The sequence below is a fragment of the Corynebacterium sp. HMSC074C01 genome (genome assembly GCF_001814605.1).
Taxonomy (GTDB): Bacteria; Actinomycetota; Actinomycetes; order Mycobacteriales; family Mycobacteriaceae; genus Corynebacterium.
Window position 1 is genome coordinate 40,019 of sequence record NZ_KV817254.1, and the last position, 16,020, is coordinate 56,038.

14 protein-coding genes are annotated in these 16,020 nt (G+C 61.9%); 6 read left to right on the forward strand and 8 right to left on the reverse strand.

The window, feature by feature from the left end:
* The first annotated feature begins 111 nt into the window (after window positions 1-111).
* Both HMPREF2978_RS01085 and HMPREF2978_RS01090 read left to right on the forward strand, forming a co-directional pair.
* Window positions 112-2,037, forward strand: coding sequence for a choice-of-anchor I family protein (locus HMPREF2978_RS01085; protein ID WP_070743679.1), 1,926 nt, complete (start codon window positions 112-114; stop codon window positions 2,035-2,037).
* 105 nt (window positions 2,038-2,142) lie between these two features.
* Window positions 2,143-2,565, forward strand: a complete 423-nt coding sequence (locus HMPREF2978_RS01090; protein ID WP_070743593.1) for a hypothetical protein — start codon at window positions 2,143-2,145, stop codon at window positions 2,563-2,565.
* A 91-nt stretch (window positions 2,566-2,656) separates the two neighbouring features.
* Here the strand turns inward: HMPREF2978_RS01090 and HMPREF2978_RS01095 are convergent, their stop codons facing one another.
* On the reverse strand, window positions 2,657-3,853 hold the full coding sequence (locus HMPREF2978_RS01095; RefSeq protein WP_070743597.1) for a cobalamin-independent methionine synthase II family protein: 1,197 nt from the start codon (window positions 3,851-3,853) through the stop codon (window positions 2,657-2,659).
* Between the two features lie 112 nt (window positions 3,854-3,965).
* Window positions 3,966-7,541 (reverse strand): DNA polymerase III subunit alpha, encoded by a 3,576-nt coding sequence (dnaE, locus tag HMPREF2978_RS01100; RefSeq protein WP_070743684.1) that lies wholly within the window; start codon window positions 7,539-7,541, stop codon window positions 3,966-3,968.
* Window positions 7,542-7,606: 65 nt separating this feature from the next.
* On the opposite strand from dnaE, the gene rarD reads away from it, so the two are divergent.
* Window positions 7,607-8,503, forward strand: a complete 897-nt coding sequence (rarD, locus tag HMPREF2978_RS01105) for an EamA family transporter RarD (protein ID WP_070526780.1) — start codon at window positions 7,607-7,609, stop codon at window positions 8,501-8,503.
* A 3-nt stretch (window positions 8,504-8,506) separates the two neighbouring features.
* Here rarD and HMPREF2978_RS01110 read toward each other — a convergent pair whose 3' ends face one another.
* From HMPREF2978_RS01110 to lspA, 4 genes are read right to left on the reverse strand one after another with little or no spacing between them, the layout of a single operon-like run.
* The gene (locus HMPREF2978_RS01110) at window positions 8,507-8,776 is read right to left on the reverse strand and encodes a permease (protein WP_070526777.1); all 270 of its coding nucleotides are present in this window, start codon (window positions 8,774-8,776) and stop codon (window positions 8,507-8,509) included.
* Window positions 8,777-8,809: 33 nt separating this feature from the next.
* Window positions 8,810-9,409, reverse strand: a complete 600-nt coding sequence (locus tag HMPREF2978_RS01115; protein ID WP_070526773.1) for a hypothetical protein — start codon at window positions 9,407-9,409, stop codon at window positions 8,810-8,812.
* Entirely contained in the window at window positions 9,406-10,329 is a 924-nt protein-coding gene (locus HMPREF2978_RS01120) for an RluA family pseudouridine synthase (RefSeq protein ID WP_070526770.1), read from the reverse strand. The genes HMPREF2978_RS01115 and HMPREF2978_RS01120 overlap by 4 nt, the downstream gene beginning before the upstream one ends.
* Window positions 10,313-10,843: a signal peptidase II gene (gene lspA, locus HMPREF2978_RS01125; protein WP_070743600.1), complete on the reverse strand. Its 531-nt coding sequence runs from the start codon at window positions 10,841-10,843 to the stop codon at window positions 10,313-10,315. Before lspA ends, HMPREF2978_RS01120 begins: the two co-directional genes overlap by 17 nt.
* 32 nt (window positions 10,844-10,875) lie before the next feature.
* On the opposite strand from lspA, the gene HMPREF2978_RS01130 reads away from it, so the two are divergent.
* Complete coding sequence (locus HMPREF2978_RS01130) at window positions 10,876-11,823, forward strand: hypothetical protein (RefSeq protein ID WP_070743603.1); 948 nt, start codon at window positions 10,876-10,878, stop codon at window positions 11,821-11,823.
* A 127-nt stretch (window positions 11,824-11,950) separates the two neighbouring features.
* On the opposite strand, the gene HMPREF2978_RS01135 is transcribed toward HMPREF2978_RS01130, so the two are convergent.
* A complete protein-coding gene (locus HMPREF2978_RS01135; protein ID WP_070743606.1) occupies window positions 11,951-12,595 on the reverse strand; it encodes a WKL family lipoprotein in 645 nt (214 codons plus the stop codon).
* 106 nt (window positions 12,596-12,701) lie between these two features.
* Here HMPREF2978_RS01135 and HMPREF2978_RS01140 point away from each other — a divergent pair, with 106 nt between their 5' ends.
* Window positions 12,702-13,637, forward strand: a complete 936-nt coding sequence (locus tag HMPREF2978_RS01140) for an asparaginase (RefSeq protein WP_070743610.1) — start codon at window positions 12,702-12,704, stop codon at window positions 13,635-13,637.
* Here HMPREF2978_RS01140 and HMPREF2978_RS01145 read toward each other — a convergent pair.
* Complete coding sequence (locus tag HMPREF2978_RS01145) at window positions 13,634-15,079, reverse strand: DNA polymerase IV (protein WP_070743613.1); 1,446 nt, start codon at window positions 15,077-15,079, stop codon at window positions 13,634-13,636. The genes HMPREF2978_RS01140 and HMPREF2978_RS01145 overlap by 4 nt on opposite strands.
* A 150-nt stretch (window positions 15,080-15,229) precedes the next feature.
* Here HMPREF2978_RS01145 and HMPREF2978_RS01150 point away from each other — a divergent pair, with 150 nt between their 5' ends.
* Window positions 15,230-15,871 (forward strand): GntR family transcriptional regulator, encoded by a 642-nt coding sequence (locus HMPREF2978_RS01150; RefSeq protein ID WP_070526751.1) that lies wholly within the window; start codon window positions 15,230-15,232, stop codon window positions 15,869-15,871.
* Window positions 15,872-16,020 lie beyond the last annotated feature (149 nt).

Here is a 16,020-nt window from a genome sequence, read left to right on the forward strand (position 1 = left end):
ACGTTTACCTAGATCTCGCTTGGCCGCAACGCTCTGTTCCCCAAAGGTGTCATGGGCGGCACGTACGGTGATGCGGAATCTTTTTCGTCTCGCTTCAAGGAGTCTTTCTCAATGTCTCGCTCTATCTCCCGCCGCTCTCTCGCGCTCTGCGTGGCGACCGCAACCAGCCTCAGCGTGGCCGTACCGGCCTCCTCGGCCGCGATTGTGAACAACGTCATCGAGCACTCGGCGGCAGACGCCAGCCTCAAGCTCACCCCGGTTGGCACCTATGAGTCCGGTGTATACGCGGAGTCGGCCGCGGAGATCGTGGCCTTCCACCCGAACTCCAAGCGCATCCTTACGGTCAATGCGCACGCTGGTCAAATCGATGTCCTCGACGCTTCCGATCCGGCCAAGCCCACCTTAATCGGCTCTATCTCTGCTGGTGAGGGCAAGGAAATCAACTCCGTAGTCGTGCGCCCCGATGGCCTAGCCGTGGCCGCCGTCCAGCAGGCGGACAAGACCGAGGACGGCGAAGCACTGTTCTTCAACGCCGCGGCCACGGACCTGGATACCGCCGAATTGGGCCGCGTGATGGTGGGCGCATTGCCGGATAACGTCCACCTCACCGCAGATGGTGGCTACGCGCTGGTGGCTAACGAAGGCGAGCCCTCCAATGAGCTCAACGCCGAGGGCACCGACTACGTCACGGACCCGGAAGGCTCCGTCTCCGTTATCAAGCTGCCGAAGGCTGTTGAGGCTCCAACCCAGGCGGATGCCCGCATCGCTGGATTCACGGCTTTCGACGGCCAGCCTCTGCCGGAGGGCGTACGAGTTTTCGGCCCCGCTGGCCATGACTCCAAGCCTTCTATTGACTTTGAGCCGGAGTACATCACCTCCCAGGATGGCAAGGCCTTCGTGACACTGCAGGAGGCCAACGCCATCGGTGTCATCGATATTGAATCTGCCACGGTGGAGAAGACCCTGCCTGCCCACATTGCGGATCACTCGCAGGTCCCGCTGGACCCCTCGAACAAGGATGATGCGGCCGAGCTCCGCACGATCCCGGTCAAGGGCCTGTCCATGCCAGATTCCATCGGTGCCTTCACCGCTGGTGGTCAGACCTACTTTGCCACCGCGAACGAGGGTGATGCCCGCGAGTGGGGTATCAAGGAAAAGGACGGCGGCTCCGGCGCCTACACCGATGAGGTGGAGCTCAAGGACGTGGTCGAGGATGGCCAGGTGTGCGAGGGCGCGCTGGGCGACGTCGACCTGGACAAGCTCGCCGACAAGAAGGAAGCCGGCAACCTGAAGTTGAGCAACGCCTCAGGCTGGAACGAAGAGAAGGGCTGCTTCGACGAGCTCTATGCCTACGGCTCCCGCTCCTTCAGCATCTACGACGCGGAGGGCAACGTTGTCTTCGACTCCGGCGCCGAGTTCGAAAAGATCACCGCCGAGCTCAACGAGCCGGGTATCTTCCACCACAACGCCGACAACGAAGAAGCAACGTTCGATGATCGCTCTGATAACAAGGGCCCAGAGCCAGAGGCCCTGACCATCGGCACCGTTGGGAAGCGTACATATGCCTTCATCGGCGCCGAGCGCGTTGGCGGCATCTTCGTCTACGACGTCACCGACCCCTCCAACGCTTCCTTCGTCACCTATGTCAACAACCGCGACTTCTCCACTGATGAGTTCGCTGCTGCCGGCGACTTGGGTCCGGAGGGCTTTGCCTTCGTCGACAAGGCAGACTCCCCCAACGGCGAGCACCTGCTCATCGTGGGCAACGAGGTCTCCGGAACCACCACCGTCTACAATGTTGAGGACCTGCTCAATGCCGACGAGGACGACGAGGATACTGCTGGCGACTACGACGACGAAGACAAGAGCAGTCAGAGCTCCCACTCCTCCACCGCGATCATCGCCCTCGGTTCTATCATCGGAGTCATCGCCGCTGTGGCTGCCGCGGTAGGCCTGCTGAATGCCCCGGGTGTCCGCGAAACAGTTCTCAGCCTTGCCCCGGCACCGCTGCGCGAGCAACTAGAGAAGTTCCTATAAAACCTTTGTCGTTAAGGGGAGGGCTGCTACATTTAGATGGGCTTGTAACGAGCCGGACCTTTTATGCAGCTCTCATAACCGCCTTACTAAGGAGAACATCTCATCATGCGTCTTTCCGCCTCCCTCGTCGCTGTATGCGCCACGACCATGGCCTTAGCTACTCCGCTTGCGGCAGCTAACGACTCAACTGCAGACTCCAACGGTAGCTCGCTGTCCGTAGGTAACCTCGATGTCTCGCACTCCTCCCAAGCAAAAGAGGACACCACGCCAGAAAAAGGCACATCTCCAGAGACGGACCCCGAAAAAGCAAAGAAAGCTGCGGAAAATGCTGCTTGGGAAAAGATGCCAGAGTGGTTGCAGTCCGCCCGCCCGAGTGACACAACCAAGGAAGTCGTCGCCTGGCTGACCACAATTTTTGGTTTGGTAGCCGCTGGGGTCAACGCGTTGGTCCTTGTCGCTAAGGCTAACCCTTCTATCCTTGACGGCCCACGAGATTTCCTCAAAAGCCACGGTATCACCGTGAACTAGCACTTTTCACTGCACGAAAAAGGCGGCTGCGACATTGCGTCACAGCCGCCTTTTTATTGGATGGAATCAATCGCAGCCAAGCTGGATAGACTTAAAACAGCTCCTCGGTGGCAATCTGGGCACCTTCCACGAGGGACTCCAGCTTGGCCCACGCGATCTGGCGGTGCAAACGGCCGCCGAGGCCGCAGTCCGTCGATGCAATCACGTTTTCCGGGCCCACCAATTCAGCAAACTGGATGATGCGGTCCGCCACCAAGCGCGGATGCTCCACAGCATTCGTGGAGTGCGAAACCACACCCGGGTAGATCACAGTGCCCTCCGGCAGCTTGTGGTCCTTCCACACGCGCCACTCGTGCGCATGACGCGGCGAGGCCCCCTCGAAGGAGAAGCCACCAACCTTGGCCTGCAGGATCTCTTCAATGATGTCCTCGAAAGGAATATCCGTCACGTGCGGGCCATGCCAGGAGCCCCAGCAGATGTGCAGGCGGGTCTGCTCACGCGGGATGTCCTTGATGGACTCGTTGAGAATCTCAATACGCTCGCGCAGGAAGGCCTGGAAATCCTCGACCGTCGGCTCCGGGACCACCGAGTCCCAAGCTTCGGCCAGATCCGGAGCATCGAACTGGACGGTCAGACCGGCATCGGTGATGGCCTTGTACTCCACCTTGAGCGCCTCACCGCAAGCACGAACAAGGTCGGTTTCATCCTCGTAGTACTTATTAGGCAGACGTGCCGCAGCACCCGGGGACAGGGCGGCGACGAAGCCTTCGGTACCTTCGGGAAGGGCGTCGGCAAGCAGTTTCACGTCCGCCTCGATCTGCTCCTGGCCGATGTAGGTAACCGGGCCGGTGAACTCCGGGTTGGCTACCTTCTTGCGGCCGGTAAAGATACCCGAATCCGGATCGTTATAGGCCTCGGCGAACAGGGCGCGGTCGCGGCGGTCCTTCATCGAGGAAAGGCGAATCTTGCCTGGCTCGGAACGAATCTTGTCACCGATTTCCCAGCGGTCCTTGTCCGTCATGGTCAGACCACCCAGGCGGGTAAAGGAGTAGTTCCACCACGCGCCGTAGTCCACGGCGCCGGAGGTGATGTGGCCGTATTCGCCCTCGTTGATGATGTCGATGCCGAGATCGACTTGGCGCTTGACGACGTCTGCGACCGAGCGTTCCAGAATCTCGTGGAACTTCTCATCGGAGATGGTGCCTGCGGAGCGCTCGAGGTTAGCTTCCAGCAGCTCCTTCGTGCGCGGCAGCGAGCCAACGTGGGTGGTGCGGATCTTATTGACCATGAGGAAACGGTCTCCCTTTCAACTAGACTGTGCTGTCTAGCGTAACCCACGGGCGAGGCGCAGCCCGCTTCATTCTGTACTTTTATTCAGCACCCGAACGAAGCATGCTGTCTCAGCCCAGGATGCCGGCGCCCATCGTCGCCTTGAGATCACCCATGAGGTTGCTGGAGCGCTCCACACGCAAGTGCTCGCCAAGGACCATCATGGTGGACTCTTCGCCGTCGACAAGCGTTAGGTACACGTCCGACTCGCCCTTGTTGTTGACCAGGACCTGCTTCAGCCGTGCGATGTTGTCCATCGTGCACTGATCCGTGCGCATAGTCAGCCGCAGTGGCAGGCCAGCACCGTTGCCAGGGCCCAAGTCAGGAACGCGAATATCGGAGCAGAACAGGGACATGCGCTCATCGCGGATCTTCACCTGGACCTTGGCCAGGATGATGTTGTCTTCTGCAATCTGCGGGGCCACCAGGGAGTAGACCTGATTGAACACGAGGATATCTACCTGCGCGCCGTTGTGGTCCTCGATGCTCACAATGGCCCAGGGCGAACCATCGCGCTTGGAAAAGCGCCTGTCAACACCCGAAATGATGCCGCCAATCACCAACTCTTGGCCGTTGCCCACCTCACCGTTGAGGATCTTCGTAATCGGTGTATCGGTCTGCGCGTTCAGGGCTTCCTCAAAACCATCGAGCGGGTGGCCGGACACATACAGGCCCAGCATCTCCCTTTCCAAAGCCAGCTCGTGCTTGCGGTCCCAGTTCTCGTCTGGGATATCGATGGCGAAGGCGGAGACAGAGTCACCTTGTTCATCGCCACCGCCGAAGCCAGCGAAGAGATCGAATTGGCCCTTGTCGGCCGCCTTCTTAGTCGTCTGGACCGAATCGACGGCGTCTTCATGGATGAGCATGAGGCCCTTGCGCGGATGCTCCATGGAATCGAAGGCACCGGCCTTGATGAGGGATTCGGTGACGCGCTTCGAACAGGCCGCCAGCTCAATCTTGTCCAGGTAGTCGGAGAAGGATGTGAAAGCACCTTTCTCGCGGCGGGTCTTCACGATGGAATCCACCACTTCCCCACCAACGTTGCGGATAGCGCCCATGCCGAAACGAATATCCTCGCCCACGGCCTGGAAGGTCTCCACCGACTCGTTGACATCTGGGGAGAGCACGCGGATGCCCAGATGGCGGCAGTCAGCCAGGTAGATGGCGGACTTGTCCTTCTTGTCACCCACCGAGGTCAGCAGCGCGGCCATGTATTCCGGCGCATAGTAGGCCTTGAGGTAGGCCGTCCAGAAGGACACCAAACCATAACCGGCGGCGTGGGACTTGTTGAACGCGTAGGAGGCGAAGGGCTCAATGGTGCCCCACAGAGCGTCCATCGCTTCCTTGGAGTAGCCGTTATCCTTCATGCCGCCCCAGAACTTGTCATATTGCTGGGCCAGCACTTCCGGCTTCTTCTTACCCATGGCCTTGCGGAAGCCGTCTGCCTCGCCGGCGGTGTAGTTCGCCACCTTCTGCGAGATACGCATGATCTGCTCCTGGTACACAATGAGGCCATAGGTCTCATCCAGGATTTCCTTGAGCGGCTCCTCCAGCTCGGGGTGAATTGGGGTAATTTCCTTGCGGCCGTTCTTGCGGTCGGCATAATCCCAGTGCGCGTTCACACCCATCGGGCCCGGGCGGTAGAGCGCCAGCGACGCCACGATGTCCTTAAAGCCCGTTGGCTTCATGCGCTTGAGCAGCTCCTGCATGCCGCCCGAGTCGAGCTGGAACACGCCCAGCGTATCGCCGCGCGAGAGCAGGTCATAAACCTTCGAGGCATTCGGGTCGTCGGCATGGAGGTCTTCTAAGTGGACTTCCTCGCCGCGGTTCTTCTTGATGTTTTCCAGGCAGTCACCAATCACGGTGAGGTTGCGCAGGCCCAAAAAGTCCATCTTCAGCAGGCCGATGGCCTCACAGGCCGGGTAGTCCCAGCCGGTGATGTAGGCGCCGTCGGCTGGGCGCTTCCACATCGGGATGTGGTCCATGAGCCGGACCGAGGCCATAATCACCGCGCAGGCATGCACGCCGGCCTGACGGACCACGCCCTCGAGGCCGCGGGCGGTCTCGTAGATCTTCTTGACGTCCGGGTCAGTCTCAATCATCTGCCGGACCTCGGTCGCCTCCGAGTAGCGCTCGTGCTCCGGGTCCATGATGCCGGCGAGCGGGATGTCCTTGGCCATGATGGCGGGCGGGAGGGCGCCGTTGATGCGGTCCGCCATCTGGAAGCCCGGCTGGCCAAAGTGCACCTTGGCGGAGTCCTTAATGGCCTGCTTGGTCTTCACGGTGCCGAAGGTGATCACCTGGGCAACCTTGTCCTCGCCCCAGCGTTCGGCGGCATAGGTAATCATTTCACCACGGCGGCGGTCATCGAAGTCGATATCGATATCCGGTGCAGAGGGGCGCTCTGGGTTCAGGAATCGCTCGAAGAGCAGACCGTGCTCGATGGGGTCAATGTTGGTAATCGTCAGCGCGTAGGCCACGAGTGCACCGGCCGCCGAACCACGGCCCGGACCAACACGAATGCCAATGGAGCGCGCGTGCTTGATGAGCTCGGCCACGATGAGGAAGTAGGAAGGGTAGCCCTTCATATCGATGACGCTGATCTCGTATTCAGCACGGTCGATGTATTCCTGCGGCACATCCCCACCGTTGAAGCGATCCTTCAGTCCCTCCATAACCTCGTGGGTCAGCCAGGAGGTTGGGGTGTAGCCCTCGGGGACGTCGGCAATCGGCATGCGGTCGTGGGTGTGCTCCTCCCAAATCGCGCCGTAGTCCTGCACGCGCTCCGCAATCCACAGGGTGTTATCGCAAGCCTCCGGCACCATATGATCCCACAGCTCACGCATCTGCGCGGCGGACTTGATGTAGTAGCCGGTGCCGTCGAACTTGAAGCGGTCCGGATCCATGAAGGTCTTACCGGTCTGCACGCAGAGCATGGCCTCGTGGGAGGGGGCCTGGGATTCCAGCACGTAGTGGCAATCATTGGTCACCAACGGCGGCAGGTCCAGCTTGCGGCCGATCTCCAGCAGGCCATCGCGCGTGCGCTTCTCGATGTCCAGCCCATGGTCCATGAGCTCCAAGAAGAAGTTGTCCTTGCCGTAGATGTCCTGCCACATCGCGGCAGCCTCCAGCGCCTCATTGAACTGGCCCAAGCGCAGGCGGGTCTGCACGTCGCCGGAAGGGCAACCGGTGGTCGCGATGATGCCCTCGGCGTGCTCGGCAATCAGCTCGGCGTCCATGCGCGGCCACTTACCCAACTGGCCCTCATAGGACGCCAAGGAGGAAAGCTTGAACAGGTTGCGCAGGCCGGTCTCATTTTCCGCCAGCATGGTCTGGTGCAGATAGGCACCGGAGGCGGAGACATCATCGCGCTTCTGGTCCGGGGTGCCCCACAGCACGCGCTTCTTGTTGAAGCGCGACTCAGGCGCCAGGTAGGCCTCGATGCCGATGATGGGTTTCACCCCGGCGCTTGTCATCCTTTGGTAGAAGGCATTGGAACCGTACATGTTGCCGTGGTCGGTCATGCCCACCGCCGGCATGCCTTGGCGGAGCACCTCATCAGCCAACATATCCACCTTGGCCATGCCGTCCAGCATGGAGAATTCGGTGTGGTTGTGCAGGTGGACGAAGGAGGAGTTTTTGGCCATGCGGCTCATCTTAGCGGGGACGTCAAACTTCGCCCGTAGCTCCTCGCTGAGGTACATTTTCTTAAATGTTCTACACCATTGCTGCCTATCTCATGTGGGGCTTCTTCCCGGCGTTTTTCCCGCTGCTGCGCCCCGCCAGCCCTTTCGAGATCTTGGCCCACCGCATCGTGTGGACCGCGGTTCTTGTCACCGCAATGCTCCTGGTGACCGGCGGCTGGCGCGAGTTACGAGCGTTCAGCTTGCGCACCTGGGGGTGGATGCTCGCCTGCGGCGTGGCCATCACCATCAACTGGGGTACCTACGTCATCGCCATCAACAGCGACCACGTGGCCGATGCCGCACTTGGTTATTTCATCAACCCGCTTGTCTCCGTGGCCCTAGGAATCATCTTCCTCAAGGAAAAGCTGACGAAGGCGCAGGTGGCGTCGGTCAGCATCGCCTTCATCGCGGTGTTGTGGCTGACCTTCATGACCGGCCAGGCCCCCTATTATTCGCTGGCCTTGGCATTCAGCTTCGGAATCTATGGCTTGCTCAAGAAACGCATCACGGTCTCGTCGATGGGCTCCGTGGCCGCGGAAACCTTGGTCATGCTCCCCTTCGCGCTGATCTACCTGGGCTACCTGCAGGCACAGGGCGAATCCACCTTCACTACCGAAGGGCCCGGGCACATCGCACTGCTGATTACCTCCGGCCTCGTCACCGCCCTCCCGCTGCTGTGTTTCGCCCAGGGCGCTAAGCACCTGCGCCTGTCTACCCTCGGCATGCTGCAGTACATGACCCCCATCATGCAGATGCTGTGGGCATTGTTCGTCACCCAAGAGCACATGTCCACCGAGCGGTGGATCGGCTTTGCCATCATCTGGGTAGCGGTCATCATCTACCTGGCGGACTTGGTGCGCATGGGCCGCGCTTCTCGACGCCGCGCCCGCCTCCACCCCGCCGACGCATCACCCACTGCTTAAGGACTAGCGGCGCTTCAGCTCTTCGCGCGCCTCCCGAGCCTGAGCGCGCCGGGCAGATTCCTCGCGCGCGTTGAGCGCCCACCGCGGCATGAGGATGGCCATGGCGATGCAATAGATGGCCACCACGATGAGAATGCCGAAGGTGAGCTTGTCCGCTCCCCAGATCCCTTGCGCGATGGCGGCCCCGGAGGCGATGAACGCGCCCGCCCACATCAACAGATACGCAAAGCGGTAGTTCGGCGGCCACTCGGAGGTGTTGGGAAACAGGCGCATGTCTTCTCCTTGGCTGTTTTAGCGGTAGCTGTTCTAACGGTTCTCATTCTGTCCAACATTGGCGGACGGGCGCACACCGAAGGAGCCCCATGCGGCATCCTCGGGAGCGACCTCCACGGTATCGACCCGCGGGTCGGTGGCGAGAGCGCGCAACTGACTCCCCCCGGAATACACCACGACTGCGTCGACCTCTGCTGGTGCCTCCTCCCCTATGTCACGGGCATGGTCGGCCACGCGGGACAGGACGGTATCGATGACGTCGGCGCGCGTGGCGCCAGCGACAGGTTCGGGAACTGCGATGGGGGCGGCCAATCCGATCACGATGGCGTCCATGCGCTCGGCGGGCTGCAGGGCGTCGCTCACGTCCTGGGGACTCAGCGGCTCCCGAAAGCCCACCAAGGCATAGGCCGGCTTATCTGCCTGCGCTAGTGAGGCCTCCGCGCGCTCGCGGTATTCAGCGGCGGTCTCGGTGCCATCCGGCCCCAATTGGTCTCCTTGCATCGCCGTGCGGGGTTGGGTGCCAAGGAGACCGAAAGCGAGAACTACCATTAGCGCCAGCGCGGCCAACAGCACCAGTGCCGCGGCCCGGCGGCGCCGGTAGATGCGCTGGCGGGTGCTCCGCTGCGGGCTCATCCGCGCAAAACCTCCACGGCGTGCTTCAGGTCCTCGGGATAAGGTGCAGGGCATTCAAACCACTTGCCAGTACCCGGGTGGGTAAATCCGAGCTCGACCGCGTGCAGCCACTGACGGTTAAGCCCCACGCGTTTGGCCAGGTTCGGGTCACATCCATACATCGGATCACCCACACAGGGATGCCCGGTGGCGGACATATGGACGCGGATCTGGTGGGTGCGGCCGGTCTCCAAATGAACCTCGAGGAGGCTGGCCTCGCGGAAGGCCTCCAGCAGCTTGTAATGTGTCACTGCTGGTTTGCCGTCATCGACGACCCCAAATTTCCAGCCCGCCGAAGGATGGCGGCCAATGGGTGCATCGATGGTTCCCACGATGGGATCCGGCAGGCCCTGGACCACGGCGTGATAGGTCTTCTGCACGGTGCGCTCACGGAAGGCGTTCTTGAGTTGGGAGTAGGCACGCTCGCTGGCGGCCACCACCATGACGCCGGAGGTTCCTACGTCGAGGCGGTGGACAATGCCCTTGCGTTCGGTAGGTCCGGCGTCGGCAAGCGCATAGCCCGCCGCCCTCAGCCCGCCAATGACGGTAGGGCCATCCCAACCCAACGTCGGGTGCGCGGCCACGCCCACTGGCTTGCACACACAGATGACGTCTTCGTCCGCGTAGAGGACATCCATGCCCTCCACCAGCTCCTCCTTGGGGATTAGTGGTTCCTCAGGCGCCGGCATCATGACGTCGATCCAGCCACCGGCATTTAAGCGTTCGGATTTACCCACTGCCACGCCGTCGATCTCCACATCCCCCGCAGCGCACAACTGGGCCACTCGGGCGCGGGAAATACCCAGGAGCTTGGCCAAGGCAGCGTCCACGCGCATGCCATCGAGGCCCTCGGGTACCGGCAATCTACGGCTTTCGCGCATTACACTCCCCTGCTTCCTGTTCTTCCGACTTCTCGTTCATCTCTGACCAGAACATCGCGATGATGAAAACCACGACACCACAGGTGATTGCCGCGTCCGCGATATTGAACACGGCGAAGCTGCCGACGGAGATATAGTCCACGACGTGGCCGAACCAAAACCCCGGTTCGCGCACGAGGCGGTCGATGAAGTTGCCTAGGGCGCCGCCGGCGATCATTGCCAGCCCGACGGCCTGCCACTTGTCGTGGATACGCGGAGCGGCGATGGCAACTCCAACAACGAAAACCAGCTGGATGGTAGTGAACAACCACGTCGCGCCCTCCCCTCCCATGGAGAAGGCCGCACCAGGGTTAAACAAAAGGTAGAAGCGGAACCAGTCACCGAACACAGGTAGGGCTTCACCTTCGGTGAGAATGGACAGCATCAGCGCCTTCACGGCTTGGTCGACGGCGGCCACACCGAGCACCACCGCAACCATCACTCCGATATAACTCCTTGCTTTCACCCGTTCCATTCTAAACAGGCTCATCCGGTAATTTGGAATGCGTGTTTCGTGTGAGAGCTCTAGCAGTCCTGTCCGCCACCGTCCTGGGAGTAAGCGGCGCGCTCGCCGGCTGTTCCTATTCCCAGCCGGCCAAGCCAGTCGAAGAACCGGTCGGCTTGGCCCTCGATGCCCCGCGCGTCACCCTCTTGGAGCCCGGTGAGGGCGCCAGCCGCGTTCTGGCTTATCAGGATCTCGATGCTTCCCAGGAGCTGACCTACAAGGTCGCCACGGGCTTCGACCAGCAGCTGCGCAAGGATGGCAGCGCTGCCCCATCGCCGGCGGCCGAGGATAAGGTCACTCTTCCGCTGCAAGCTTCGGTGGAAGCTGCCACCGAGAACGTCGAAGGCCAACTTCCAGCCAGCCGCAACGCCTTCATCACCGTGGGCAAACCTGAGGCTGATGGCACGGACGTCACATCCGCTGAAGGCTTCCAATTTGGGTGGCGTGGTACAGATACCGGACAGATGAATTCTCTGCGTTTGGCGGCCCCGCAGGCAGCGACCGACCAGGCCCGCAGCACAGTCGAGCGCGCTATCACCAGCCTGACCTCCCTGCCCATCGTCTTCCCTGATGAGGAAATCGGCCCTGGTGCCCGGTGGATGGTGGAATCGCGCGTCACCGGTGAATCCACGCTGCTGCAAACCACGACCTATACCTTGGACAAGCTGGACGGGGATATCGCCACCCTCAGCGTCAAGGTGGAGCAGCGGCCTTCCCTGGGCGCGCTGTCCTTTGACGGCGCCGATGCCCCTGAAGAACTGCAGGGCAAAGAACTCAAGGTCTTGGACCACACATCCACCTCGGAGGGCTCGGTCACGGTTGATCTGACCAAGCCGCTTCCCACCGCCGGCGATGTCTCCGTAACCACCGCCATTTCTTATGGTGCGGAAGGCTCCGATCTCCGCGTGGTGCAGACCAGCGCCACCGAAATGGAGTTCACAACCGACTAGCCACCGCGCTCGGCGCCTATGCCACCGCACGCGGAAGCCGCGTCACGGTTTCCCGACAACACAGCGCCCACCACCTGACTGGCAGAAAAGCCAGTGGGCGGTGGGCGCTTAGGTTTCTCGGCCGAACTTACTGAGCCGGGGCCTCAGCGGGAGCCTCAGCGCCCTCTGCAGGCGCGTCGGCAGGGGCCTCCTCAGCAGGCGCTTCCTGGCCTTCATCGGGGGCGTCGGCAGGCGCCGCTGCGTCTTCCGGCACGGAATCGGCGCACATCTCCGGAACCTCTTCCGGCGGGACAATGTTGGTGACCAAAACACAAGCCCAGGTCTTAGACAGCTTCCATGTACCACCCTCGTTGATGAACTCCACCTGGTCGGCGGTCTGCTGCTGGCCATCCGGGGTATTGATGTGGACGGTCGCCAGCGCGGAATCCGGCACGAGGCCCGGGATGACCGGGGCCACAACCTCGAAGGTGGCACCGGATTCGGCCTGGGACTGCGACATGACGTCGAAAAGCTCCGGCGCCGTCTCACTGCCCTGGACCAGCTGCACCTTCTCTTCCTGGGGAAGGTTCGGGTCCGCGGCCTTGGCCAGAATCTCGTTGAGCTGCTCCACAGTGGGCATCTCGGTGGAGACCACCTGCGAAGCGGAAGTTTCGCCCGAAGGCTTAGCAGCGGAGCTGTTCTCGCTCGCTGCATCCTCGGAGGATGAGCACGCAGACAGGGCAGTCGCGGCGCCCAGTGCCAGGACGGCGGCGCTCAGCTTGAAGGATTTCACAAATACTCCTCACGTAGGGGATCGTGGTTTATCCCTTTTACTTTAGCGTCCACGAACGCCACCCTGGGTTTCCCGCGCAGGTGCGTGGCTGTAGTAGCCTGCTGGCATGACGTTTGCCCTCATCGCCACCGGCGGCACCATCGCTTGTACGACGGTCCGTGACGGTTCCCTAGTTCCCACCGTCAGCGGTCAGCAGCTGGCCGCCTCTCTGGGCACTGACGCCGGCGCGCACGACATCGAAGTAGTGGAGTTCCGCGCACTAGATTCCAGCTCAATTACGCTGGCCGACCTCGATGAGCTCCTGTTGTGCGTTCGCGAACAGCTCGCCCGCCCGGACATTGACGGTGTGCTCATCACGCATGGCACGGATTCCTTGGAGGAGACCGCGCTGGCCTTGTCCCTTTTTGACGTGGGCGATGGCCCTATCGTGCTCACCGGCGCACAGCGCGCCTTCGACCACCCGTCCGGCGAAGGCCCACGCAACCTGCGCGAGGCCTACGAGCTTCTGCGCTCCGGCAAGCCGGGCGTGTGGGTGCAGTTCGGCGGCAAGACCATTCCTGGTCGCGGCGTGCGCAAGTGGCACACTTCGCAGCTCAACGGCTTCGAGGAACTGCCGGTGGGAGACTCCGCCGTACCTCTCCTCCCCTTAGCGCCGATGGCCGGACATCCGGTTGAGATCATCGCAGCCTACCCGGGTGCCGGTGCCACGCTTGTCGACGCCTCCCTCCCCCACACCCGCGGCCTCATCATCGAGGCCATGGGCTCCGGAAACATGGGCGCGGAAATGGGTGCCGGGGTGGCCCGCGCGCTGCAGGCGGGCATTCCCGTGGTGATCAGCACCCGAACCCCCTACGGGAATACCAAGCTGGCCTATGGCGGCGCTGGCGGTGGCGCCACCTTGGGAGAGATGGGCGCGGTGGCCGCCGGCGGATTCCGCGCCGGGCAAGCCCGCATTATGCTCGCCGCGGCACTCGCTACCGGCACGCCGGTGGCAGAGATGTTTAGCACTGCCCCCTCCGCCACGGCTTATACTGCGGGCTAGTTGTCCTCGCGTGGCGGGACCTCCACCGCCTCCTCAGGGTCGGCGTCTTCGTCCGGCGGAATGTCTTCCCAGGCCAAGGAGTTCAGCGGATCGGCCGGACGGAGGTTTTCATCCTCAGCCGCAAAAGAGCGCACAAACCCCGGGCCCGTAGCGCGGGTTTCAAAGCGGACGCTGACCACCCCGTGGCCCGCGCCCTGAATCCAGCCGTGGCCGAAATCGGGGTGATAAACGTCCTGAGTAGCGCGCCACCTGCGGCTCGACGATTCCTCGGCATCCGCCGTGGAGGAGACTTTGACCGGGGCGGACGTGCTGCCCGGCAGATAATCACTAACCCCGGTTTCATAGTCCGTGTCCGGGGCTTTGCGTACGATCTCACGGTCTAGTTCCGGGAAGAGCACGTCTTGGCGGGCCTCCTCCAACCCTGAATAGCTCACGCCCACCAGCCTGATGGGACCGAGTTCTTCTGGGTAGCGAGCCAAGCTCAGTGCTTTGGCTTCGAGCACCTTCAGATCATCGGTGGCATAGGGCAAGGTGGCTGAGCGTGACTCAATGTGAAAGTCCGCCATCCGCAGCTTCACCGTCACTGTGCGCGCGCCGCGCCCATCCTTGAGCAAACGGGAATGAGCGCCATGCGCCGCGCGGATTAGCGCCGCATCCACCTCCGCTGCCGTGCGCAAGTCGGTGGGATAGGTGAACTCGGTGGAGATTTGTTTGGCAATCGCACGCGGGGCAACGGGGCGCTCATCAATTCCTTGGGCAAGTTCCCACAACTGCACACCCACCACGTTGCCGAGTGAGATTTCGACTTCCTTGCGGCTCATCGCCGCTAGTTGGCCGATGGTCTCCACACCAATCGCGGCGAGCTTCTGCTGGGTGACCGGCCCCGCACCCCAGAGCTTGCCCACCGGCAGCGGGTGAATCAGCTCGTCGAAACGCTCGTGCGGGACAACGAAAGTGCCGTCCGGTTTCGCCTCTCCGGACGCAATCTTCGCGCTCTGCTTTCCCGCACCTGCACCGATAGAGCTGGGTAGGCCCGTCTCCGCTCTAATCACTCGGCGCAAGTTCTCCGACCAGTCGCGTACCTCCGCGGGCGTGGCTCCGAAGAGTGCTGCCGGTTCCATGAAGGCCTCATCGATGGAAAGCTGCTCGATGACCCCAGCGTGCTCCGCAATGATCCCAAATACCCGGCGCGAGGCCGCCGAATAGACTGCTCGGCGCGGTTGCACCACCACGGCTTGATACCCCACGAGCTGCTGCGCACGAAACATGGGCATGGCGGAATGCGCGCCATAAGCGCGCGCCTCATAGGACGCACCTGCAACGACTCCGCGGCCGGATGTCCCTCCTACCAGCACCGGCCGGCCGCGGAGGGTGGGGCGGGTGAGCTGCTCCACCGACGCAAAAAATGCATCCATGTCGATGTGAAGAACCCAGCGCTGCATAGCTACAAGTCTAAAACATATATTCGCATCAACAAGGAAGCCCTAGGCAGGCAAAGAGAACTAGCTCTCATGCACGGCAGGAGTGATCTATGCCCCACGATTGGCGCGTGACGCTAGACACCAAGCCCCGCATGCATGCATCATGTATGCATGCAAAAAGACAAGGTACCTGCCGCAGAAAGGGCCTATGAGCACCTCAAGCGCCGCATCATCGATGACGAGGTCGATGACTCGGACATGCTCTCCGAAGCCGCCCTTGCCGCCGAGCTAGGGATGAGCCGAACCCCGGTGCGCGAGGCTTTCCTCCGCTTGGAGGTGGAAGGCTTTTTAAAGCTCTACCCCAAACGCGGCGCGTTGGTCGTGCCCATCAGCCCCCGCGAAATCCGAGAGGTCTACGAGGCCCGCCTCCTCGTGGATGAAAACTCTGCCCGACACATCTGTGAGCTATCCACCGAGGAACGTGAACTCATTGCCGATGTCCTCGATGCCACCATCGATGAGCAAAGGGCAGCCCTCAACAATTCTGATTTGGGCACCTACACCCAACTAGACGCAAAGTTTCACCAGACCATCATGGACAACGGCGGCAACCGCCTGCTGGCGCACCTCGGCCACACGCTGCGCGAGCGCCAACAGCGATTTACCGCCACGGCCATTGGCCGCAGCGTTGAAAAGGCACGCGCCTTCGTAGCTCAACACGCCGTGCTTGCCGACGCCCTTCGCACCGGCGACATCGACTCCTACCTCACCGAACTCCACTCCCACCTCAACTCCTCAAGGAAGCAACTGTGACTGTCTCCGCGCATTCAAACCCGCTTGTCGAGGCGCCCGCTACCCAATCCGACGCCCGTACAGAAGCCAACACCATTGCTGAAAGCTCTGAAGGCACTGAAAGCTCAGTCTCCGCAGGCTCACCCATCCACTCCCCCGAAACTTCACTG